At 61.4% G+C, this 23,376-nt stretch carries 17 protein-coding genes and 1 pseudogene; 6 read left to right on the top strand and 12 right to left on the bottom strand.

Translation table 11 applies throughout. The features are described from left to right. Positions 1–46 precede the first annotated feature (46 nt). Positions 47–1,027, bottom strand: coding sequence for a substrate-binding domain-containing protein (locus tag G9X64_RS03760; RefSeq protein WP_168311936.1), 981 nt, complete (start codon positions 1,025–1,027; stop codon positions 47–49). A gap of 237 nt (positions 1,028–1,264) precedes the next feature. Between G9X64_RS03760 and G9X64_RS03755 the strand changes: the two genes are divergently transcribed. Then, the gene (locus G9X64_RS03755; protein WP_171375968.1) at positions 1,265–4,111 is read left to right on the top strand and encodes a M16 family metallopeptidase; all 2,847 of its coding nucleotides are present in this window, start codon (positions 1,265–1,267) and stop codon (positions 4,109–4,111) included. 14 nt (positions 4,112–4,125) lie between these two features. Here G9X64_RS03755 and G9X64_RS03750 read toward each other — a convergent pair whose 3' ends face one another. The 3 genes from G9X64_RS03750 to G9X64_RS03740 all read right to left on the bottom strand — a co-directional run bounded on the left by G9X64_RS03750 (position 4,126) and on the right by G9X64_RS03740 (position 6,577). Next, complete coding sequence (locus G9X64_RS03750) at positions 4,126–4,806, bottom strand: GNAT family N-acetyltransferase (RefSeq protein WP_168311938.1); 681 nt, start codon at positions 4,804–4,806, stop codon at positions 4,126–4,128. Next, positions 4,803–5,294: a MarR family winged helix-turn-helix transcriptional regulator gene (locus G9X64_RS03745; RefSeq protein WP_168311939.1), complete on the bottom strand. Its 492-nt coding sequence runs from the start codon at positions 5,292–5,294 to the stop codon at positions 4,803–4,805. The genes G9X64_RS03750 and G9X64_RS03745 overlap by 4 nt, the downstream gene beginning before the upstream one ends. A 116-nt stretch (positions 5,295–5,410) precedes the next feature. Then, complete coding sequence (locus G9X64_RS03740) at positions 5,411–6,577, bottom strand: MFS transporter (RefSeq protein ID WP_168311940.1); 1,167 nt, start codon at positions 6,575–6,577, stop codon at positions 5,411–5,413. Between the two features lie 216 nt (positions 6,578–6,793). On the opposite strand from G9X64_RS03740, the gene G9X64_RS03735 reads away from it, so the two are divergent. After that, positions 6,794–7,705 carry an agmatinase gene (locus G9X64_RS03735; protein WP_168311941.1) on the top strand — a complete coding sequence of 304 codons (912 nt, stop codon included), beginning with the start codon at positions 6,794–6,796 and terminating at the stop codon, positions 7,703–7,705. A 52-nt stretch (positions 7,706–7,757) separates the two neighbouring features. Here G9X64_RS03735 and plsY read toward each other — a convergent pair whose 3' ends face one another. Further along, positions 7,758–8,417 carry a glycerol-3-phosphate 1-O-acyltransferase PlsY gene (gene plsY, locus G9X64_RS03730; RefSeq protein WP_168311942.1) on the bottom strand — a complete coding sequence of 220 codons (660 nt, stop codon included), beginning with the start codon at positions 8,415–8,417 and terminating at the stop codon, positions 7,758–7,760. A gap of 138 nt (positions 8,418–8,555) precedes the next feature. On the opposite strand from plsY, the gene G9X64_RS03725 reads away from it, so the two are divergent. Further along, positions 8,556–10,064, top strand: a complete 1,509-nt coding sequence (locus G9X64_RS03725) for a winged helix-turn-helix domain-containing tetratricopeptide repeat protein (protein WP_171375967.1) — start codon at positions 8,556–8,558, stop codon at positions 10,062–10,064. A 29-nt stretch (positions 10,065–10,093) separates the two neighbouring features. Here the strand turns inward: G9X64_RS03725 and G9X64_RS03720 are convergent, their stop codons facing one another. From G9X64_RS03720 to G9X64_RS03695, 6 genes are all read right to left on the bottom strand, one after another. After that, positions 10,094–10,627, bottom strand: a complete 534-nt coding sequence (locus G9X64_RS03720; RefSeq protein WP_168317669.1) for a YidB family protein — start codon at positions 10,625–10,627, stop codon at positions 10,094–10,096. Between the two features lie 169 nt (positions 10,628–10,796). Continuing rightward, entirely contained in the window at positions 10,797–11,138 is a 342-nt protein-coding gene (locus tag G9X64_RS03715; RefSeq protein WP_168311280.1) for a hypothetical protein, read from the bottom strand. A gap of 166 nt (positions 11,139–11,304) precedes the next feature. Next, a complete protein-coding gene (locus tag G9X64_RS03710; RefSeq protein ID WP_168311281.1) occupies positions 11,305–11,985 on the bottom strand; it encodes a peroxiredoxin-like family protein in 681 nt (226 codons plus the stop codon). Positions 11,986–12,057: 72 nt separating this feature from the next. Continuing rightward, the gene (locus G9X64_RS03705) at positions 12,058–15,297 is read right to left on the bottom strand and encodes an adenylate/guanylate cyclase domain-containing protein (RefSeq protein WP_171375966.1); all 3,240 of its coding nucleotides are present in this window, start codon (positions 15,295–15,297) and stop codon (positions 12,058–12,060) included. 206 nt (positions 15,298–15,503) lie between these two features. Beyond that, entirely contained in the window at positions 15,504–17,210 is a 1,707-nt protein-coding gene (gene ilvB / locus G9X64_RS03700) for a biosynthetic-type acetolactate synthase large subunit (RefSeq protein ID WP_168311283.1), read from the bottom strand. Positions 17,211–17,625: 415 nt separating this feature from the next. Continuing rightward, on the bottom strand, positions 17,626–18,714 hold the full coding sequence (locus G9X64_RS03695) for a LacI family DNA-binding transcriptional regulator (RefSeq protein WP_168311284.1): 1,089 nt from the start codon (positions 18,712–18,714) through the stop codon (positions 17,626–17,628). A gap of 348 nt (positions 18,715–19,062) precedes the next feature. Between G9X64_RS03695 and G9X64_RS03690 the strand changes: the two genes are divergently transcribed. From G9X64_RS03690 to G9X64_RS03680, 3 genes are all read left to right on the top strand, one after another. Further along, on the top strand, positions 19,063–20,025 hold the full coding sequence (locus tag G9X64_RS03690; protein WP_027665802.1) for a sugar-binding protein: 963 nt from the start codon (positions 19,063–19,065) through the stop codon (positions 20,023–20,025). Positions 20,026–20,103: 78 nt separating this feature from the next. Next, on the top strand, positions 20,104–21,645 hold the full coding sequence (locus G9X64_RS03685) for a sugar ABC transporter ATP-binding protein (RefSeq protein WP_168311285.1): 1,542 nt from the start codon (positions 20,104–20,106) through the stop codon (positions 21,643–21,645). A gap of 42 nt (positions 21,646–21,687) precedes the next feature. Next, positions 21,688–22,713, top strand: coding sequence for an ABC transporter permease (locus G9X64_RS03680; protein WP_168311286.1), 1,026 nt, complete (start codon positions 21,688–21,690; stop codon positions 22,711–22,713). Positions 22,714–22,792: 79 nt separating this feature from the next. On the opposite strand, the pseudogene G9X64_RS03675 reads toward G9X64_RS03680, so the two are convergent. Beyond that, positions 22,793–23,240, bottom strand: a pseudogene (locus G9X64_RS03675) (helix-turn-helix domain-containing protein); the annotation flags it as partial. Positions 23,241–23,376 lie beyond the last annotated feature (136 nt).

Here is a 23,376-nt window from a genome sequence, read left to right as displayed (position 1 = left end):
AGGGCCGCCACGCCGAGCACGTGGCGGCCCTCTTGTTTCGCAAGCGTCAGATGGCGCGCACGGTGCCGCCGCGGCGAAGCGTATAGCCGACATCGAGATGGCGGGCAGGGGCAGCATTCTCCGCCATGTCGAGAAGCAACGAGGCGGCCGTTGCCCCCATGCTGGCATCCGGCATTTCGATGGTCGTCAGCGGTGGGTCGATCAGCCGGCCGATCGCAATGCCGTCGAAGCCGGCGACCGAAACATCCCTAGGCACGGAAAGCCCCTCCCGCTTCAGCGCGGCGATGACGCCGAGCGCCAGGAGATCGTTGGAGGCGATGATCGCCGTCGGCGCAAGCGAAGTCATCGCGACACCAAGATCGAGCTGGTCATAGCCGTTGACGAACGGGATCTGCACCGCATCGAGGGGTGTCAGCCCGTTCTCGGCCATAGCGTCGAGATAACCGCGGTAGCGAAGGTGGGCGCGGTCGGAGGCGGCGAAATTGCCGGAAAGAAACAGAATGCGGCGATGGCCCATGCCGATCAGGAATGTCGTGATCCCGCGGCCTGCGCCGCGATTGTCGGCAGTGACGGCCGCCGGAAACTGCACCGTCGGCAGGTTGTTGAGCAGCACGGTCGGCGGCAGCTTCGCAAGCAGCGCCTTGCTGGTGGATGGATCGCAGACGGTGAGGATCAGCCCGGTCGGCCGGTCGTTCAAAAGTGCTGCGACGGCATCGGCCTCGCGCGCCGGATCGTAATTCGACTGGGCGATCAAGACGCCATGGCCGGCCACCAGCATGCGGTTCTGGATGCTCGACAGTGACGAGGCAAAGACCGGATTGGTGATGCTCGGGATCAGCACGCCGACCACAGGTCTGCGTCCGAGCCGGCCGGCGGACGAGCCGGCCGGGCGATAGCCGAGTTCGGCGGCCGCACGGCGCACCTTGCGCACCATCAGGTCGCTGGCCGGTCCGTTGCGGTTGAGAACCCTGCTCGCGGTCGCCAGCGAGCATCCTGCCCGGAACGCGACCTGCTCCAATGTCGTCATCGAAAACGCCTCCTAGTGACAGCATCGAGGCGCAATCCCTTAGGCGGGTTCGATGACAACGGTCTGACACCCAGAGCATGATGCCGAAAAGTGTGAGCGGTTTTCGGACGAGATCCTGTTCCAAGGCCGAGTTATCTACTTATTATTTATTACACACATGGAAGTTGATGGGAAATGCAACCTGTGGAATAGTCAGATGACGCCATCTGCCCCTTCATTCTCATCACCTGGACAAGAATGTCTCACAAAAAAATGGAATGCTCCACGGTGTGGTGGTTTCTCGCGACGGTCTCCCTCGTCGCAAACTTCACGTCGCCAGCCTATGCGGACAGCCCGTCCGTGCCCTGGCCACAAACGCAAAGCGACATCCAAGCCGACCCCCATGTGCGTTTCGGCATGCTCGCCAACGGCATGCGATTTGCGATCATGCGCAATGTCACTCCGCCCGGACAGGCAGCGATCCGCTTTCGCATTGGCTCCGGTTCGCTCGACGAAAACGACAACCAGCAGGGTCTGGCGCATGTTCTCGAGCACATGGCCTTCAAGGGTTCGACACATGTCGCCGAAGGGGAGATGATCCGTATCTTGCAGCGCAAGGGCTTGGCCTTTGGGCCGGACACCAACGCCCATACCTCTTATGACGAGACTGTCTATGCGCTTGACCTGCCCGAGGTCGATGCAGACACGGTTTCGACGGGCCTGATGCTGATGCGAGAAACGGCGAGCGAGCTGACCCTCGATGCCGGCGCCTTCGATCGCGAACGCGGCGTCATCCTGTCGGAAGAGCGGTTGCGCGACACGCCGCAGTATCGCGCGGCTCTCGAAATTATGAATTCGCTGCTCGCCGGCAAGCGCGCGACCATGCGGGCGCCGATCGGTAAAGCCGACATCATCAGCAATGCGCCTGTGGCCCTCGTCCGTGATTATTACCGGACCAATTACCGACCCGATCGGGCAACGCTGATGGTGGTGGGCGATATCGACCCCGCCGCCATGGAAACGGAAATCCGGCAGCGCTTCGGCGATTGGAAGGGCGTCGATCCGGCGCCGACAAAACCGGATCTCGGCACGCTGGTGACGAAAGGCGAAAGCGCCGAACTCATCGTTGTTCCCGGCGGCATGACGAGCGTACAGGTCGCCTGGACGCGTCTCTATGACGCCGCGCCCGACACCTTCGCCAAGCGCCGCGCTGAGCTTATTGAAAATCTCGGTCTCATGGTGCTCAATCGCCGGGTGAGCACCATCGCCGGCAAGGCGGATGCTCCATTCATCAGTGCGGGCATCGGCTCTCAGGACCTCCTCGATTCGGCTCATGTCGTCCTGATCGCGGCGAACTCCGAGCCGGACAAATGGCAGGCGGCGCTCACGGCCATTGACCAGGAACAGCGTCGTATCCAGGAGTTCGGCGCTACGCAGGCGGAGATCGATCGCGAAATCCTCGACTATCGCTCGGCCCTGCAGGCTGCTGCGGCCGGATCCGCGACGCGTACGACCACCGACGTCGCTTCCATGCTGACGAGCAGCGTCGATGACGACCAAGTCTTCACCTCGCCTAGCGAAGACCTCTCGCTGTTCGAGACGATGACGAACGGCGTCACGGCGGCCGAGGTCAATCAGGCCCTGCAGCGTGCCTTCTCCGGTAACGGTCCGCAGGTCGTGTTACAAACGGCCCAATCACCTGAGGGCGGAGTCGACGCGGTTCGGCAAGTCTACGATGCGTCAAATGCCGTTGCCGTCTCGGCACTATCCCGTGCAGCTGACGTCGCCTGGCCCTACGCCCATTTCGGCGCGCCTGGCGCTGTGGTCGAACGCCGCGCCGTCGACGATCTCGGCTTGACGATGGTGCGCTTTTCCAATGGCGTGCGGCTGACCGTCAAGCCAACCAAGCTGCGTGCCAACGAAGTGCTGGTACGCGAAGATATCGGCGGCGGTCGGCTGGACCTGCCGCATGACCGTTCCGCCCCGATCTGGGCATCTCCGGCCGTCGTGCTGTCCGGCGTGAAGGCTATGGATTACCAGGATATCCAGAAAGCGCTGACGGCCAACATCGTCAGCATCGATTTTTCGGTAGGCGACAGCTCCTTCAGGTTCGATGGTCGTACAAGGACTGTAGATCTTGCGACGCAACTGCAGCTCATGTCCGCATACACCTCCGATCCCGCCTATCGCCCCGAGGCGTTCAAACGTGTGCAGCAAGCCTATTTGAGCGGTCTCGATCAGTATGAGGCGACGCCCGGCGGCATTGTCAGCCGCGATTTCCCAAGTCTCGTGCATTTGGGCGATCCGCGCTGGACCTTCCCCGATCGCGCGCAGTTGTCGGCCGCTCATCCAGAGGATTTCGAGGCGCTGTTCCGGCCCATGGTCTCCAACGGCTCGATCGATATTACCATCGTCGGCGACGTGACGGTGGACGACGCGATCCGGCTGACAGCTGAAACCTTTGGCGCCTTGCCATCGCGCCCGGAGACGACGTCGAACGACGATCGGAACGACGTGCGTTTTCCGGCGACGAACGAGAAGCCCGTTGTGGAGGCCCATAAGGGCAGGGCGGATAGCGCCGCCGCCGCGGTAGGGGTTCCGATTGGCGATTTGCTGTCCGACCTGCCGCGGTCCTTCACCGCCAATCTCGCCACCCAGATTTTCCAAAACAGGTTGATCGACCAGTTTCGCATCGCAGAAGGAGCAAGCTATGTGCTGGAGGGCGATGCTGACCTGTCAAGTGAAGTCCCTGGCTACGGCTACGCATATTTCTACGTCGAGACAGACCCGGCAAAGGTCGTGCGCTTCTACGCACTCGTCGACGACATCGCCAAGGATCTGCGGTCGCATGATGTCTCCCCGGACGAACTTGCGCGCGCCCGGGAGCCAATTATCGAGACACTGAAGCATCAGCAGCAGGGTAACGAATATTGGATTGAATATCTGCGCGGCGCTCAGACGGATTCGCGTGGTTTAGACCGGATACGCGACAATCTCAGCGGCTACGACAGGGTCGCCGCCGCAGATATCCGCGCGTTTGCCACGACTTATTTCAGCCCGGAAAAATTCTGGAAATTCGAAGTGCTGCCGCCGGCGGTGCGATAGGTCGTGGGCACGGCTCAGGAACGGCGCTTGACCACGCGCATGTTCATCTCCGCGCGAAGCGCAAAGCCATGTGTCTTGTAGAGCGAAATGGCTGATGTGTTCGCCGCATAGGCGTGCAGATAGGCTGTGTCGCCGCTCGATGCGATTTCGCCGGCAACGAAGCGGAAGAGCAGAGTGCCGAGGCCGCGTCCCTGGACATCGGGATGGGTGCAAAGCCCGCTGAGCTCGATGAAGCCTGTCTGCCGCATCCGTTGCCCGGCCATCGCCACCAGGCGGCCTTCGCTCTTGATCCCCCAGAAGCTACCGAGGCTTTGGGCTCGCAACGTGAACGGCCCGGGTTTGGTCAGTGTCGCCAATGCCAGCATGCCGACGGCATCGGACTCCGTCAGCGGCTCTATGCGGGGATCGGAAATTCTTTCGTGGGGCCGCTCGGCAACCATCTGGACCACTGATGCTTCCGCGACGACGGCAAGACCCGGTGGAATGGCGATCGGCCCGGATTCGACGAGAATCATGCTCTCCTCCGATACCGGCAGTTTCTCCAGGGCGTCGAGGCTCTCCGGCGTATCGTCGGCTGACGCCGCGAAAGGAACGATGGAAGGTGGGTATCGCCGCGCGGACTTGCCGCCTTCGGCAAGACCGGCATGCGCGGTCTCCAATGCGCTCCAGATCGGCCGGTCGAGGATATGGGTCATGAGTTTTCCTCCTTGCCGGCGTTGCGGCGCGCAAGCGGTACTGCCGCAAGCCCGTCCTCGATGGCCGCGAGCTGTTCGAGGATCGGCCCGTCGAGATCGCCGCAGAGATCGGCAACGGCGGCGGCGATGCGCGGCCAGATCACCTTTTTCGAATGATCGACGAGGTCCTGTCCCTTGTCGGTCAGCGAGACCAGTCTGCGACGCTGATCATCCGGGGCCGGCTGCATGTCGACGTAACCGAGTTCGAGAAGCTGGCCGATGGTGCGCGTTGCGCCGGGCTGGGTGATACCCACCGCCTGCGCAAGTTCGCCGATCGTCAGTGGCCCGGCTCGGTCGATCGCTGCAAGGAATGGATATTGGCCGGCTTGAATGCCAAGGCCCGCCTCATCGATGACCTGCTGCGTATCGGCCTGCAGCCTTTCTCCGATGCGCCGCAGCCGGCTGCCCATGCACAGAAACCCGAGCGTCCGGACCACATCCTCGATCATGCCGATCTCCATTTGTATTGGGTGTTATATAACGTGTTATAGATTAAATGGCAATTCTTCTGCCAAGGTGATCGGCAGATGAGGCCAGGGCAGGGCGGCACGAGCAAGTGCTTCGATCAGCCCCGCCATCTCCTGGCCATCAGAAACACCGCCAGCGCGCAGCTGAGGAGGCCAAGGGATAATGGCAGACCCCGATGTCCGATCAGTTGCATCGCCAGTCCTGTCGCCGGCGAGCCGACGATGCCACCGATGCCCCATACCAAGGCGAAGGCCGCGTTACCGGCGATCAGGGCCTGACCGGTGAAACGCTCGCCGAGTTGGATCAGCGACAGGGTGTAGATCCCGAACGAGACCCCACCCCAGCCGAAGATGAGCGGCCAGATGAGCCACGTGGTGAAGGCCGACGGCAGCAGCAGGCAACCGGCGAGGCAAGCCAGGACGCAGAAGAGCATGATCCGCGTCGAGCCGAACCGTTCGGCCAAGCGCCCGAGCAAAATCTGCAGCACGGCATTGCCGGCGATGAAACAGGTGATGAGCGAAGCGATGCGCTCCTCGGCGCTGCCGAATACTGCGCCATAGACCGCGAATAGGGAAAGCAGGATTTGCTCGAAGGCGGCAGCGGTGAAAACCGCAAACAACAGCAGCGGTGCCAGCGCGAAGAAGCGGCCCACCGATGTAGCCTCGCCTTCATCAGGCATGCCGGGCAGGCGTGGGACGACCGCAAGCACGATCAGGCCGCAGAGGAGGAAGGCCGCAACACCGATCATGAAGGGTGGCCAACCCTCCGTGCCGGTGAGCCAGAGCGACAGCGGGCCGATGGCGAAGCCGCCCGAAACGATCGACGAATAGAGTCCCATGATCCGGCCCCGGCGCGGCGCCGGCGTGATCGTGATCAGCCAGGTCTCGCTGATCACGTAAAGCGGATTGGCGAAGACGCCGAGCAGGAAGCGCAGCGGCATCCAGGCCCACACGTCCTCAGCCCAGGCGATCGCAATCAGGGTGAGGGCGGCGAGGATCGAACACAGGATCGCCAGCCGGGCCCCACCCACGCGCCGCGAAAGCGCCGGAATGAAGAGTGCGGATAGAATGAAACCGAGCGGCGTCATCGCCGCCGACAATCCGATCAGGCTCGATGTCGTTCCCTGCCGCTCCAGGATGAAGCTGAGCAGCGGATAAGTCAGCCCCTGTGCCACGGCGAATACCGTGACGGTGGCGATAATACCCGCCATCGCGGCCCATGGGATCCGCTCCGCTCGCGCTGATGTGATGCTTTCGGCAGTCATGCAGATGTCCTCGCAAGACCGGCTGGTTTGAGGGGCCGGGGAGCCTCAATGTCAAAGAGGATGAATTCTGCAGGAGGCGGGGAGCGTCGTACTTAAGTTTTCCCAAAAAGTTCTCAAAGACGTCCAAAGGGACTAAACAGGTCAGCATCGAATTTGCCTCGACTGCAAGCCATCGCCACCGCAATTTCAGCCGGACATCATCAGGACCTTCAGGAAATGACCGCCTCACTTTCCTTTCTCGGCCTTCCCGAGCGTCTCGCCGATGGGCGTTTGCCCCGTGCGGTGATCTTCGCAGCCGCTCACGGCAGCACCTATCCCGGTAAGGACAGCAGCGGCTACGCTCTGGCCGCTGATGTCATCCGCGCTGCGAGCCAGGACGATGCCGGGCTCGTCGGGCACTGGGATTTCGATCTCGGCGGCCCGCTGTTCGGTGGCAAGCCGGTCTCCTGCATCGACGCCGGCGACATCCCAACCACCCTGCATGACAATGCCGGCAACCGAGCCCGAATCGAGGCGAAGACGCGCGATCTCCTGTCAATGACCGCCGTACCGATCCTAGTCGGCGGCGATTGTTCCGTGACCATTCCCTTCCTCGCCGGCTTTGCGGATCACGGGCCGGTCTGGATCCTGCAGATCGACGCCCATATCGACTGGCGCGACGAGGTGCATGGCGAGCGCCACGGCTATTCGAGCCCGATGCGTCGGGCGAGCGAGATGCCGCATGTCGCCGGCATGGTCCAGGTCGGCCTCCGCAGCGTCGGTAGCGCACGCCTCGCCGACATCGAAGCGGCGCGGGCCTACGGCAGCCGCTTTGTAACCGCCCGAGAGATTCATGCCGAGGGGGCCGAAGCAGCTCTCCGGCATATTCCGGCAGGAGCGCGGGTCGTCGTCACCATCGACTGCGACAGCCTTGATCCCAGCATCATGCCGGGCGTGGCGGCGCGTACGCCCGGCGGCCTCACCTACACTGAGGTGATCGACCTGATCGCGGGCCTCGGCAGGCGGGCCAGAATCGCAGGATTCGACCTTGTCGAGCTCTATCCTCCTGCCGACATTGACGGCCTGTCGGCCCTGACCGCCGCGCGCCTTCTGGTCAATGCGGTCGGCGCCATCGTCCGGCAAGATTGAAACGCTGCTTCCTCTGGCAGCAAGCAGTGCATGGTGCGGTGCGTTTTCGCTTCTAGGCGACCTTGCCCAGACGAGGCTCCGTCCCGGCCAGTAGCCGCCGAATGTTGGTGCGATGGCGGGCAATCACGTAAATGCCGCCTGCGATCACCAGCAGTCGATAGGGCAGCGGTTGTTCCAAGCCGCAGACGAGAGCGATGGCCGTCAACGCCGCCAGCATCGAACTCAGGGAAACAATCCGGAAGGCCGCCAGCGCAACGCCAAAAACCATCGCGGCACCTAGACCTACGGGCCATGACATCGCCAGCAACACGCCGAGCCCCGTGGCAACCGACTTGCCTCCCGTAAAATTGAGCCAGACCGAACGGCCATGCCCTAACAACACGGCAAGTCCCGCCAGGCAAACAGCCCAAGGCTCTAAGCTTTGCGGATCAAGCGCTGTCGGTGGCGTGCCCGGTGAGACTGTCGAGAACAAAGGGTAAAACCAGCGGGCAAAGACAACTGCTCCCACACCTTTCAGGACATCGACCAGAAGCACCACCAATGCAGGCCATTTGCCGAGCGTTCGCAATACGTTCGTTGCTCCGGTGGATTTGGAGCCATGCTCCCGGATATCGATACCCTTGAGCAGTTTGCCTGCCAGATAGCCCGAGGGTGTGGAGCCGAGGAGATAAGCGATCGCCAATCCAACCGCACCCGCTATCCAGAAAACCATGGGAGTCACTCTATTTTCAGGCAGTCATCATTTGGTCGTCACCGCCTCAGCCATTTACACTGCTCGCGTCCTCGATGCCACGCGGCCCAAGCGGACGAACAGTTCCATCTAAGCTTTAAAGACTCTAGGATGCGCCTCATGCAGGGATCGCGCTTTGCCTTTGGTCCGTTCGTGCTTGATCCGGTGGCGGGAACTCTCCTTCGGAACGATGATCCCGTCGCAGTCGGCCATCGCGGGGTCAAACTGCTTGCAGCACTCGTCGAACGACCCGGCGAAATCTTGGGGAAGGCCGAGTTGATGGACGCGGCGTGGCCGGGCAGGGCCGTCGAGGAGGGCAATCTCACCGTCCAGATCGCGCAACTGCGCAAGCTGCTTGGTCCGGCCGCCGACGGCGGTGAATGGATCTCCACGGTTCCGCGCATCGGCTACCGCTTCACAGGCGCCGTCAACCAGTTGGGCGGCGTGAAGCGAAAACCCTTGCCGCTGCCCGACAAACCATCGATATCAGTGCTGCCCTTCGTGAATATCAGCTACGATCCCCAGCAGGAATCCTTCGCGGACGGGCTGACCGAAGACCTGATCACCGACCTCTCCAGGATGCCGGGTCTGTTCGTCATCGCCCGCAACTCGGCCTTCGCCTACAAGGGCAAGGCGATGGATGTGCGGGAGATCGCCGAGGAACTCGGCGTGCGCTACCTGCTGCTGGGCAGCGCAAGACGCGTCGAGGCGCGCGTGCGCATCAACGCCCAACTGGTCGATGCGGCAAGTGGCGATCATCTATGGGCGGAGCGCTTCGATCGCAGCCTGAACGATATCTTTGCCGTTCAGGACGAGGTGACTGGCAAGATCGTTGAGGCGCTGCTCGGCCGGCTGCGCGCACCGCCGCCACGCAATCGGCCCCAAAATATCGAGGCTTACGATCTCTGCGTACGGGCGCGCAGGCTGATGGATGACACGCCGCAGGCGGCGCGGGAAGCGCATCTGATGCTGACGCGCGCGATTTCGCTCGATCCCGACTATGCCGAGGCGTATCGCTGGCTTGCCATGAACCATTGGATGGGAGAGGTGCATTCCGGCGGACCGACGGGACCCGCCCGCAGGATTGCTCTGCAACTGGCGCGCAAGGCTGTCGCGATCGATCCCAACGATGCAGGATGCCGCTGGGTCCTGGCTTACCTGCTTGCCTATGAGCGCAGCTTCGCCGAGGCGGATGCGGAATTCGCCAAGGCGATCGAGCTCGACGCGAACGAGGCCGACACCTTTGCTGCCCTATCCGACATCGCGGTCCTCGCCGGGCGGGTCGGGGAGGGCCTCGAGCATATCGCCAAGGCCTTCCGCCTGAACCCGTTTCCGGCAAGCTGGTACTATCTGACGCTCGGCCAGGCGCAATATGCCGCCGGTGAGTACGAAGCCGCTGTCGAGACTCTGCGCATGGACGAAACCTACCGCACGAGCTCACGCCGTTTCCTGGCGGCAAGTCTTGCCCAACTCGGCCGGCTCGACAAAGCGCGCGCCGAGGCCGAACTCTTCCTCGTCGCCAACCCGAATTTTTCAACCCGCCATTGGGCGGCGACCGAGCCATTCCGCGACGCTCGAACGCTTGAGCATTTCGTTGACGGCTACCGCAAGGCGGGACTTCCGGAGTGATGTTGGTGCGCCTCATAGACGGCCGGAGGTTAGATAGTGTCGGGCCGCGCGGAGGTTGTTGATTGGCTCGCGGAAGATAAAAAATCCTCTTCGGCGGAGGGCAGTTTTCCGTTTGGTGTGAGGTCGTCGACCGCTTTGGGAAGATCGCGCTTCAGTCGCCCAAGGATCTCTTGATGCGAAAGGCCGGTATTGGCAGCGATCTCGTTGAGAACCTCCGGTCCCAGTGCTTCCGCGAGCTGGCCGTCATCGATGGCCGCATTCGGACCGGGCTTTACCCACGACTCCGCCTTGTCACCGTGACCATTCTGCTGAAACGTCTTCAGCAGGTCGCCGAGACCGCCGCTGACGATGCTGCCGGATGTCAGCCCGCCGAGAAGGCCGCCGAGCCCACCCGAACCGCTCAGTCCGCCAAGAAGGCCCCCAAGCCCCCCGGGCTGCTGGTTTCCCGCGCCAGCCTGCTGAGGGTTCTGAATGCCCCGTAGGAGCTCCCCGATCTTGTCTCTGTTCTGATAGCCGGCAACGGCAAGGACGGCGAGAAGCGCCTTCAATTGACCGCTCATCATGATGAATCCTCCTATGGTGCTCAAAGGGTGCACGCGACCCAAAGCAGTGCGCTGCATGGGCAGCAATGTTCAGGGTGGCCAAAGGTTCCGCCGGTTTGAAAACAAGGCTCGCCGCCGCATTTCTCGATCTCGAAGGCCCGGCTGTCCACCTCATTTGCTCTCGCTGCGGTCAGAATTCCGGGCAGCCGCGCCGGTTTGCGAAGGTCATTCGTTCCGGTCCACGGCGCGTCATCCCCTGCACAACAATACTGCGGGGAGACATGCGTACGATCTGCGCCCTGCGAAGTCCTTCGCTGCGTGCGATATCGAGAGCATCATCCGGGTCGCATCCGCGCGGTCGGCGCCGATCATACCCGTCATATGGGTCACGGTCGCGATTGCGGTCGTAAACGCCGACGCCACCGGGGCCGAGCCGCAGCTCCAAGTCTTGCGCTGCTGCGATCGTCGGCGAAATCGTCAAGCCGCTTATCGCAGCCAAGCCGACCAGTACGAACTGAAGAGATTTCCGCATGAGTTCCTCCCATGGTCCTATGCTTATCATAGTGACAACATCGCCATGCGAGATTTGTTCCTTGAGGCAAGACGACTGGGTGCGAACGCCGAACGGGTAGTTCGTCTCATGGAAAGCGCGTCGCATGAATCCGATTCGATGCAACGCGCTTTAAAGATCATTTGCTTCAAACAGCCATGTCCGACGCTGCCGACATCACTTCCCGGGGGGCGGGACCGCCGAACATATGGCGGCCATCCTCCTCGACTTCCGTGAAACACCAGCGCACGATTCCATCCCGATCGAGCAGGAATTCGCCGACAAGTTGGCCGTGGCCGGTGGCGATCATCTGCTTGTCGTCCTCGGTAAATTCATAGCCGTCCGCCTTGTCGAGAAATTCCACCGCCGCCATCAGGTCCATGGGCGCTGGAAGCTCGTCCGGCATGTCGATGCGCATCGAAGTCACCGCATTCATACTCATTTTGTGCGGCCAGTCATTCTCGTCTTCGGTGAATTGAAGGTTCGGCAGGCCGAAGGCTCTGTGCGATACTCGTTCTGGGTCCGAGGCCGCCAGCAGATTGGGAAGCGGATGGTAGCGGAAATAGAGGCGAGCGCGGTCGATCGGAGTGTTGACCACGGTCAGGCTGTCGATGCCTTTCTCCTGCAAGGCATCGGTGAGTTCGGCCATGGCGGCAATCTGGCGGCGACAGAACGGGCAATGCAGTCCGCGGAACAAGCCGACAAGCACCGGTTTCTGGCCGCGAAAATCGTCGATGGCGACCTTGCCCTGGCGGGTGATTGCGTCCAGCACCACGTTCGGCGCGCGATCTCCCGGCTGCAATGGTCTTGCGGCGTGGTTCTCCTGCATGTTTCGTTCCTCCCTTTATGCTTTTGAATCGATTTGCCTAATCGATCTCCTGCGGTTGTTGAACGGGGACAGTCAGTCGAGAAACGGCAGGACGACGAGCGTGCCAGGATCGAGGTTGTGGCGGGTGCACACATCCTGGGCCAGCGTGAAATACCGTTCTGCCTCGTCCATGTCGTCATGCTCGAGGCTGAGTGTCGCCAAGCCATCATAGCACGGAAAGAGCAGTTGCGGCTCGTCAATTTCCTTTGCGACCTCAAGGGCTTCCTCGTAATACTTACGGGCTAGCTTCGGCTGCCCGTGGCATTGATGAATTTGGCCCAGCACGATCAGCGGCACGGAGAGATGGTCGCGCTGATCGAGCGCCCGGTCGATTTCGACGGCTCTTTCCGCAGCCGGCACACCCTCGGCGGCACAGCGATCGGTGAAGGTGCAGCAGGCAACTGCGAGGTTGGCGAGAAGCCGCGCCTGGAAGCCGAGATCGCCGATACGGGTCGCAAGCTCCAGTCCGCGCCGGCAGATCTTGATGGCGTTGGCCGGATCGACAATCGTGTAGAGAACCCCGAGATTGGAATAGGCGCGACAGGCAGCACTTTGCAGATCGGCCTTTTCGGCGACCGAGAGGCTGCGCTCCACTTCCTGCACGGCCTCGCGGCGACGTCCGAGCCGCGCAAAGGCCGCACCCTTGGTGTTCAGCGCCTCCGCCATCGCTCGCGCTGTCTCCCGTCCGGCCTCCGTCGTTCCGTCGATCGCCAGCGTTTGCAGGCATTGCAGCGCCTGCGTCGCCCACTCGGCGGCAGCGGCCTGATCCCCCATGCGGAAAGCCAGATGGCCGCGCTCCTGCAGAACATGTGCACGTTCGACCGGCGCATCGATCGCTGCGATTATCGCTTCGGCTTCGGTCAAATGTGTCTCCGCTTGATCGCGGCGTCCTGCATCGAGATGCAAACGGCCGACCTTGCGCAATATCCGCGCTGCGGCGATAGGGTTGTTGTTGCGGTGGACCGCAAGCGCTCGCTGGTAATGGTTCAAGGCAGCGTCGCGGAGGCCGGCGGGACCGCAGAGATCGGCAAGACGCTCCAGCAGCGCGAGTTGCTCTGGTGTCACCTCCGCCTCGTTTGCGAAGGCCGCAAGGGCCTGACGATAGAGGCGCATCGCATCGTCATTGGCGTAGGTTTTGCGCGCCAGATCGCCCGCCGCCATCAGATAGGTGGCCCCCTTGGCCTTTTCGGTGGTCAGGCTGAAGTGATGGCCGAGCTGCGCCAGATGCTCGGGCCGGTCGGGCGCTGCGCCATATTGACGTTCCAGAACCCGGCCGATCCGTTGATGAAGCTCCATGCGCCGTTGCAGCAAGAGATTGTGGTAGATGACGTCGTGCATCAGCGTCTGGCTGAAGCGATAGCCCGGCGATTGCCCAGCATCAGGCCCGCGCAATTCCTCGATGATATTGGCATCGCAGAGATGATCCAATGCAGCATCGATGGCGGCCGGGTCTGTGGCGACGGTGCGGAGCAGGGCGGTATCGAACTTCGGGCCGACCACCGCCGCCTCCTGCGCCAAGCGTCTGATCTCCTGCGGCAGACGATCGACGCGGGCAAGCAACAGGGCTTGCAGGTTCACCGGTATATCGACATCCGTGTCTTCCGCTGCGACATGCCAGCGCTGGCCGTCATTGTGCAACGTGCCCATGTCGATCAGTGCCCGAAGGATTTCTTCGATGAAAAGCGGATTGCCGCCGGCGCGGTCGAGGATGTGTTTGCGCATCGTGACCGGCAACTTGCCATGATCCTCGCCAAAAAACGCAGCAAGCAGCTTCTGCCCGTCGGCCGCAAAGAGTGGGGCAAGACGCTGCACGGTGACGCTGACACGATTGGAGTCCAGTGGGTCGGTCTGCGATGTCGGCCGGTAAACCGCAAGCAGCATCAACCGGCTGCGCTCCAGCCGGTCCATCATGAAGCGAAGCACTTCCAGCGAGGCGGCGTCCGCCCAATGCAGATCCTCGATCACAAGCAGCAGAGGACCTTGCGCCAGCCGCCGCTCGAAAACGGTGCGGACGCCATAAAAGATCTGCCGCCGCAACTGCTCCGGCTCGATGTGCCGCAACGCGCCATCGGGATCGCCGAGGCCGAGGACATGCAGAAAGAGCGGCAGAAGCCCCTCGACCTCCTCCTGCGTCAGATCGAGCGCGCGGAACCCCGTTGCCAGCAATTGCCGCGCCCTGTCGAGATCATCCCGCTCACCGATGACGTAGGCGCTGCGCACGACCGCGCCGAGCGTGCCATAGGATTGTTCGCCGAGCGGAGAGCAGGTCGCTTTGCGGATGGCGAGGCCGTGGAAACGGGCAGCACTGCCGGCAATTGCAACGAATTCGTTGACCAGCCGCGACTTGCCGATGCCCGCTTCGCCGATCAGGCGGACAAGCTGTGCTGCGCCGCCGCAGGCAAGGTCGAGGCATGTCAGCAACCGCGACAACTCCGTATCCCGTCCGATCATCGGTGCCTGAAGGCCGAGGCTTTCGAGCCCGCGTGCCGTATGCGGCGCTTCCGACACCCCTGTCAGCCGATGGACAAGGACGTTTCCGCTTTTGCCGCGCAACGTCTGCGCGCCGAGATTGTCGAAGGCAAAGGCATGGCGGGTGAGGCGATAGGTCAGCGGCCCGACAAGGATATCGTTTTCGCCGGCCATGGATTGCAGGCGTTGGGCAGTGTTCACCGTATCGCCGGTCACCGAATAGGATTTTGTACTGACCGCGCCGAAGCCGCCGGTGACGACAGGGCCGCTATTGATACCGATATGCAGACGCAGCGGCACGCCCGCGCGTGCGTGCCAGCGCTCGCCGACCTGCGTCGCCCGACCGATCATATCGAGTGCGGCACCCAGCGCCCGGACCGGATCGTCCTCATGGGCGACCGGCGCGCCGAACAGCGCCAGCAGCGCATCGCCGACGAACTTGTCGACGAAGCCGCCATAGGCTTCGACGGCCTGGGTCATCTCTTCGAACAATTCGTTCTGCAGCACCCGCATGACTTCAGGATCGATCTGTTCGCTCAGCGTCGTGAAGCCGCAGAGATCGGCAAAGAGCACAGTCACCGGCCGCCGGTCGGCATCGCCCTCCGATTGAGGTAGTGCCTCAATCTTCGGCTTCGTTGCGGGTTGGACTTTGCCGGAAATCGGCGCGCCACATTGGGGGCAGAAGGCAAAATCGGGCTGACAAGGATAGCCGCAGGTGGCGCACAATATCGGTTGCCTTGCGCCGCATCGCGGACAGAAAGCAAAACCGCTCTGAACATCGAACCCGCAGCCGCTGCACTCCATCGGACGCATCTCACGAAACCCCCGATGTACGGCTATTTCAGCCGCAACCAGCAGGCCTCAGACAGGGGATAAGCATGAACCTGCTGCCGCGGGCCCGCAAGCACTAAACAAGCGGCGATCTGGCGACAGCTTCGGCAGCTTGAGAACGGTGATCTGTGGGCTGCAGGATCGCACGGCTTGCTTTTGGGGTGTTCGGTCATCGACCGTCACTGCGGATGGGCGTCGGCGAGCCTTGCAACCCGGCAGTCGAGGAGCACCGGCCGGTCCGCGTCGATCATCTCCTCGATCCTGGCATCGAGTTCGCTGGGGCTCTCGCAACGAAGGCCGATGGCGCCGTAGGCTTCCGCGAGCTTCGCGAAATCGGGCAGTGAGGCCGAATAGGAGCGCGATCGACCGTTGCCATCCGGCACTTGTTCCGATTCTCGCGCCATGCCCGGATGCTCATCGCTCAAGACGAAGATCTTGATCGGCGCTTGATGCTGTATCGCCGTCGACAGCTCCTTCATCGTCGTTTGCACCGACGCGTCGCCGGCAATATCGATGACAAGGCGGCCGGGATTTGCGATCTGCGCCCCCAGCGCGGCAGGAAGACCGAAACCCATGGTCCCCAGTCCCCCTGAGGTAATCCAGCGATTGGGTTTGTCGAACCCGAAGAACTGCGCCACCCACATCTGCTGACCGATCTCCGTGGCGATGATGGGGTCGTGCCGCTTTGTCAGCGCATGCAGGCGCTCCAGGGCATGTTGCGGCATGATGGCATGGTCCAGCCGCTCGTAGGAAAACGAATGGTGGGCTCGCCAATAGTCGATCTGTGTCCACCACGCCCGCAATCGCTTCTGGGCGGGCATGGTGGAAAGTGACCGCCAGGCATGCAGCATACCCGCCAGCACATGCGCGGCGTCGCCTTGAATACCGATATCGACGGGAACGCGTTTGTTGATCGACGAGGCATCGATATCGATCTGGATTTTCTTCGAGTGAGGCGAAAACTCATGGATGCGCGAGATCGCAAGATCGTCAAACCGTGCGCCGATGGCGACCATCAGATCGCACTCGCCAATTGCCATATTGGCTTCATGCGATCCGTCCTGTCCGGCGACTCGCAGCCAGTTCGGCCCGCTGGCGGGATAGGCTCCAAGTCCCATGACGGTGGACGTTACGGGAAAGCCGGTGAGGTCGACGAACTCACGCAAAAATCGCGACGCCTCAGGTCCCGAATTGATGATGCCGCTGCCGGCATAGATGATGGGGCGCCGGGCTTCGGCCATCGATGCGACCGCCGCTCGGATCGCGTTTCGATCGCCTTGTATTGCCGGCTGGTAGCTCGGCAGCGGAGGTACCTTGTCAGGTGAGACGTATGTCCCGCTGGCGAAGAGCACGTCCTTCGGCATGTCGACGAGAACAGGACCGGGTCGACCGGCCGCCGCGATCCGGAAAGCCAGATGGATCGTTTTGGCCAGATCGTCGATGTGTTTGACCAGGAAATTGTGCTTTGTGCAGGGGCGGGTAATGCCGACCGTATCGCATTCCTGAAAAGCGTCCGTGCCGATCAGACTTGTCGGCACCTGGCCGGCGAGGCAGACGAGCGGAACGGAGTCCATAAGGGCATCCTGCAGCGCCGTGACCGCATTTGTAACGCCTGGTCCCGATGTCACCAGCATGACGCCAACTTTTCCCGTTGAGCGGGCATAGCCTTCGGCGGCGTGTCCGGCACCTTGCTCATGGCGCACCAGGAAATGTTTGACGTCCTCCTGTTGGAAGATTTTGTCGTAGATTGGCAGCACCGCTGCGCCGGGATAACCGAAGATGTGCTCGACACCGTTGTCGTGCAGCGCTTGCAGAACGATCTCGCCGCCGTTCATGCGACGATCAGAAGGGTTGTTGAGGGTAGAGTTGGCTGTCTCGCCGGTCATATCTGCGTTCCGTCGTGAGTGAGGTGATGGAGCGACGGGGCATAAAAAAAGGCCCCGTCAGGGACCTGTTTTCGGCGCATGGGTGGCTATTGCCGGACGATCAGACCGTCTTGCCCATGCGCGATATCACCACTACGAGAACCATTGCGATTTTCATGGACGACAGAGCTAGCTCTAAATCTACACGTCGTCAACGTCGCCTCTGCGTAGATTGTATCTATGGTTGAGAATATTTGAGATCGGTTGAGTAGTCAGTGACGAGGCAGGGGCAGGGGGCAACCCGTTCGCAACCTATCGACAACGCACACTCTGCCCGTTCCATCGCCCGCTAAGCGATTTCGACCGCCTCATCCAGTGTCGCCGGTCACGGTTTCCGAGCCAGCCGCCGGCGTTCCGTCCCGCGCGAACCTAAGTTCTATGGCGAGGTATATGCGCCATCGAGGATCTGCCGCGCCTCGGCCCGCGGCGTGGCGACGGAATGACGCTTAACCAGCGAGCATTCGAGCTTCGCAATGGGATAGCGCTTGCCGGATGTACTTTCCGGGTTGAGATGTTCGATCGCCCATTGCCCCATGGCAAGATGTGGAAGGACCGACGTCGTCAGCGGGGGTACGAGATGTCGTGAAATTTCTTCGTCGTCATAACCCACCACCGACATGTCCTGGGGAATGCGAAGCCCTGCATCCTTGAGCGCTTCATAGCACCCGATGGCGGTGCGGTCGTTCTGGCAGAAGATCGCGGTGGGCGGCTCTTTCAGAGCAAGCAGTTTCATCGTGGAGGCATAGCCGGCACCGGCCGACCAGTCGCCCTCAATGACCAATTCCGGATCGAAGGGTATATCGGCGGTCGCCAGCGCGCGGCGATATCCCGTCAGCCGGTCCTGCGCCGCCTGCATCCAGATTTCGCCGGTGATCGTCGCGATACGATGGTGTCCGTGCATGATCAGATGCCGGGTGGAGCTCTGCCCTCCAGCGATTTCGCTCGGCACCACGGCGGGAAAGGCATGGTCCGCCGTATAACAGTTCAGCAGGACCGTCGGGATGTTGAGCTTGCGGACATAGGAAGGAAGCTCCACCTGTCGGGTATAGATTGTCATATAGATGAGCGCCGATATGCCTCCGTTCGTCAACGCCTCGATTGCCTTCGGCTCCATGACGGGATCACTGAGCGTCTGGGTTACCAGAAGGACATTGCCGGCGTTCCAGGAGGCTTGCCGCGCGCCTTCGATCGCAACGATCGCTTCCGGGCTGGTGGCGAGCTGATCGACGGCGAAACCGATGACGTTGTCCAGTCCCGAATAAGAGGCCTTCGTCGCATAGGTCTTCTCCATGTAGCCGAGCGCGCGCGCCGCCTCCCATACGCGATCGCGCGTCTGTTGTGAGATACGGGTGCCGGGCGTGTTATTGAGGACGAAGGAGACGGCCGCCTGCGAGCAGCCAGCCGCCGCGGCGATGTCCATCATCGTCACGCGCGCAGGTTTATTTTGGGTCTTGGGTTTTCGCATTCGTGGAAACTGTCTCTCTCGGGATAATAGGGTAGGGTGGATTGATCGTCGTATTAGATAATTGATATTAGCATCTATCTGAAAGCGCTGGCAATTGCGTGAATTGCTGCAACACTTGCAGTTATTGGCCATTGCCAGTACAAAATTGCCGTCCTTAGTCCTACGCGATCAAATGTTTTGATCTGCATTGATAATACTATTTACTAATTAAATTTCTTGTATACCGTCAAGGAGCGATCGGAACCTATGCCACTCGTCGCTTTGCGACGGCCCTAGGAGGGGGCGCGCATCCGGCCGGCCGTAAATCGGAAACGGGCCCGTGAACTGCGGCCCCTCGGGAGGTGTATTATGAAACAGCTGAAACGCAATGCTGCCTTGTTCTTCGCCGGGTTGATGTTGAGCGCGGCGCCGATTGCCGTATCGCATGCTGCCGACAAACCGACACTTGCATTCGTCGTCAACGGCGCATCCGACTTCTGGAAAGCTGCAGAGGCGGGCGTGAAGAAGGCGCAGGGCGAGATGCCCGACTACCAGATGGAGCTGAAGTACCCTGAGCAGGCATCTGTCGCCGTTCAGCAGCGGCTTATGGAAGACTTGGTCAGTGCCGGCGTCAAGGGGATCATGGTTTCCGCAGTCGATCCCAAGACCCAGACGGACGGCTTGAACAAGATCGGCTCGCAGACTGCTCTTTTCACCACAGATAGTGACGCGCCGCAGACCAACCGCGTCGCCTATATCGGCTCATCGAATATCGACGCCGGCATGCAGGCCGCCGAAATCGCCAAGAAAGCGATGCCGGACGGCGGCAAATGCATCGGTTTCGTCGGCCTGCTCGGCGCCGACAATGCCAAGGAACGCATCCAGGGCATGAAGGACGGCCTGAAGGGCACGAAGATCGAGCTGACAGATGTACGCGGCGACGATATCGACCAGACGCGCGCAAAGAAGAACGTCGAGGACGCGCTGGTGGCCAGCCCCGACGTCACCTGCATGGTCGGTTTCTACTCCTACAATACGCCGCGCATCTATGAGGCGTTGCGCGACGCCGGCAAACTCGGCCAGATCACCGTCGTCGGCTTTGATGACGATCCGATCACGCTCGGCGGCGTCAAGGAAGGCACCGTCGCAGCGACCGTCGTGCAACAGCCGTTCGAATGGGCCTATCAGGGCATGAAGCTGATGGCGGCCTACCTCAAGGGCGACAAATCCGGCGTTCCCAGCAACGGCTTGATCATCATCCCGACGGTGATCATCGGCAAGGATGACGTTGACAAATATGCCGCCAGTCTGAAGGCCATGTCTGGAAAATAATCTTCCTTCGCGGCGGGGCACTTGCCGCCGCCGCGAAAGGCGTCTCATGCCGACAGTATTGGCAGCCATGGACAGGCGATGAACCACAGCTCCGACATCCCGTCACCGGACGCGCTTGCAACGCCATTCCTTTCGCTTTCCGGCGTTGGCAAGACCTATCCGGGCGTCGTTGCGCTTGAGGGCCTGTCGATCGACATCATACCGGGCGAGGTCATCGGCCTCGTCGGCGAGAACGGGGCTGGAAAATCGACGCTGATGAAGATTCTCGGCGGCGTGATCGCACCCGACCGAGGCACGATTCTGCTCGACGGCGCAGAGCTTCGTTTCCTCACTGTGGAATCGAGCATCGCATCCGGCATCGCGTTCGTACACCAAGAACTCAATCTCTTTGAGAATCTTGACGTTGCTGCCAATATCTTCCTGGGCCGCGAGCCGCTGAAGGCCGGACCTCTCAAGCTCGTCGATCGCAATCGGCTGCGAGACATGGTGAAGCCGCTCTTGAAGCGGGTAGGGGCTCATTTTTCCGCCGACACACCCGTGGCATCGCTTTCCCTTGCCGAGCAGCAGATGGTGGAAATCGCCAAGGCGCTGTCCATCAACGCCAGACTCGTCATCTTCGACGAACCCACGTCCAGCCTGCCGCTGGCCGAAACCGAGCGGCTCCTGAGCATTATCAAATCGCTGAAAGCCGATGGCATCAGTGTCATTTTCATCTCGCATCGCCTCCACGAGGTTGAGCGCGTCGCAGACCGCGTCGTAGTCCTGCGCGACGGCACGCTTGTGGGCACGCTCGCCAAGAAAGACATCGGCCACGACCAGATGGTCAAGCTGATGATCGGCCGGGTGCTTGCGGCCCGGACCGCAAAACCGCAGCGCTCGCCCGGCTCGGTTGCGCTGAAGGCAAGCGGCGTGCGCACCGAGGCCTATCCCGGCCGTCCCGTTGATCTGGAAATCCGGTATGGCGAAATCATGGGGCTTGCAGGGCTCGTCGGGTCGGGCCGCACCGAGCTTGCAAAAGTCCTCTTCGGCATCGACCGGAGCTACGGCGGAGCCATTCTGCAGGACGGGCGGCAAATTGCGGTCAACACTGCCCGGGACGCCGTCGCTCGCGGCATTTTCCTGGTCCCGGAGGATCGCAAGCGCAACGGCATTCTTCTTGATTTCCCGATCGCCCAGAACATAAGCCTTGCCGATCTCCCCAAACTCTCCAGGCGCTTCATGCTTGCTGCCGAGCGGGAGAGGGCGGCGGCCGAAAAGCAGCGTCTTCGCCTTGGTATCAAGGCGCCTTCCGTTTCGACGCGAACCGGCACTCTGTCCGGCGGCAACCAGCAGAAGGTGGTGCTTGCCAAATGGTTGTCGATGAGCCCGAAGGTGATGATCTTCGACGAGCCGACACGCGGCATCGATATCGGCGCGAAGAACGAGATCTACGGCCTGATGCGAGCGCTTGCCGATGCCGGAGTGGCGATCCTGATGATCTCCAGCGACATGGAAGAGGTGATCGGCGTTTCCGACCGCATCGCCGTCATGCACGAGGGCCAGATCGCCGGCATATTGGAAGAGGACGAAATCAGCCAGGAAAGCGTCCTTTTGCTTGCTGTCGGCAAAAGGGTAAAATAGCGGCTGCGGCCAATACAAATAAGTATCGGGGATGGATCTCGAATGATCAAAAAAGATCTCGGACTGCTGCTTTTGATCGTTGTCGTCGGCATCGTCGTCGCCATCATCAATCCGCGCTTCCTGCTGCCGATCAACCTGGCCAACACTGCCAACCTGATCGGCCTGTTCGGAATCCTGTCGATCGGCCAGGCCTTTGTCATCATCACAGGCGGTATCGAGCTTTCCGTGGGTTCGCTTGTAGCGCTTCTCGGCGTGCTCTTCGTCGATTTCATCGCGGTCCAGGATATGTCCTGGATGCTGGCGCTGCCGCTCATTCTCGCTCTCGGCGCGGTCATTGGCGCGGTCCACGGCTGGCTGATCACCCGGCTCAACCTGCAGCCCTTCGTCGTCACCCTCTGCGGCCTCCTGATTTATCGTGGGGCAGCGCGCTTCTATACGGCTGACGGAACAGCCGGTTTTGCCTTCGGCCAAAATTTCCCTGACCTCGAATTCCTGACCGCTGGACGGTTTTACGGCGTTCCCAACACCTTCATCGCACTCGTCATCATTGCCGTGGTCATGTGGATCATGCTGCATCGCTCTGTTTTCGGGCGTTATCTTTACGCGATCGGGAAGAACGAGGAGGCGGCCCGCTATTCCGGTATCCGTACCGGCCGCATGGTCATGTCGGCCTATGTCATCTGCGGGCTGCTGACGGCGCTTTCGGCGATTTATTTCGCCATGTACACACGCTCGATCTCGCCGGCGAGCCATGGTCAGTTCTACGAACTCTACGCAATTGCCGCTGCCGTACTCGGCGGTTTTTCGCTCCGCGGCGGCGAGGGATCGATCGTCGGCGTCGTGCTGGGCACGGTCCTGCTCCAGGAGTTGCAGAATCTCGTGAATCTCCTTGGTATCCCCTCGTCGTTGAATTTCGCGGTCATGGGTGGCGTGATCCTCATCGGCGTCCTGATCGACCAACAATGGCACGCGATCCGCGCGAAGCGCCGCCTTGTCTCGGCCGCCCGGCAGACCGATACCCGTCTTTCCAACGAAGGCAGTTTGCCTGTGGTTGCCAATCAGGATTAAGTCCGTGCATGGGGCATGCGTGTCGTGACCTTGCGCCGTTGAAATAGTTCGTTTTTAGCTCTGGGCGGGTGAGGGGCACCGAGCCGTCGATCTGGATGAGTTCACCGAAACAGTCGCGCCGGCCGCGTGGTTGGAAAGCCCGCTTCTTACGCTCGCGTCGCGAGACCCAGATGCCGGCCTCCGTCATCCATTGACGCAGTGTCTCCTTGGCGACCGAGATATGATGCAGTTCGATCAGCTTCTCGCGCGCCAGCGTCGGACCGAAATCCAGATAGCGTTCGCGAACCAGCGTCACCGCATAATCCCGAACACCATCGCTGATCCGGTTGTTCGACGGTCGGCCGATCCGCCTTGTGCCGGATCGACGCCGCACCACCAGTGCTGATCCGCTCCAGCAGACGACGTACTTGGCGCGTACTCGGTTCAAGCACATGTGCCGCCGACACCATCGTCATCCGGCCGGCAATCACTTTCGATAGAATCTCGATCCGCTGTAGATCACGCTCGCTCATCGCTATCAGTCCCATCCGCAATCTCCACCGTCATCAAACGCGGGGAGAGTGACATTCCAACTTTGCAGAAACAGGACACTTCAACTTTGCGGTTGGAGAATCTACACCAAGTGCAACATGGGCGTTTGAAGGGTAGGGGATCAGCCGCATT

This window comes from Rhizobium sophorae (genome assembly GCF_013087515.1).
In the GTDB taxonomy this organism is placed as follows: domain Bacteria; phylum Pseudomonadota; class Alphaproteobacteria; order Rhizobiales; family Rhizobiaceae; genus Rhizobium; species Rhizobium sophorae.
The sequence above is the reverse complement of the archived record's forward strand: the minus strand, read 5'-3'. Positions and strand labels throughout refer to the sequence as shown.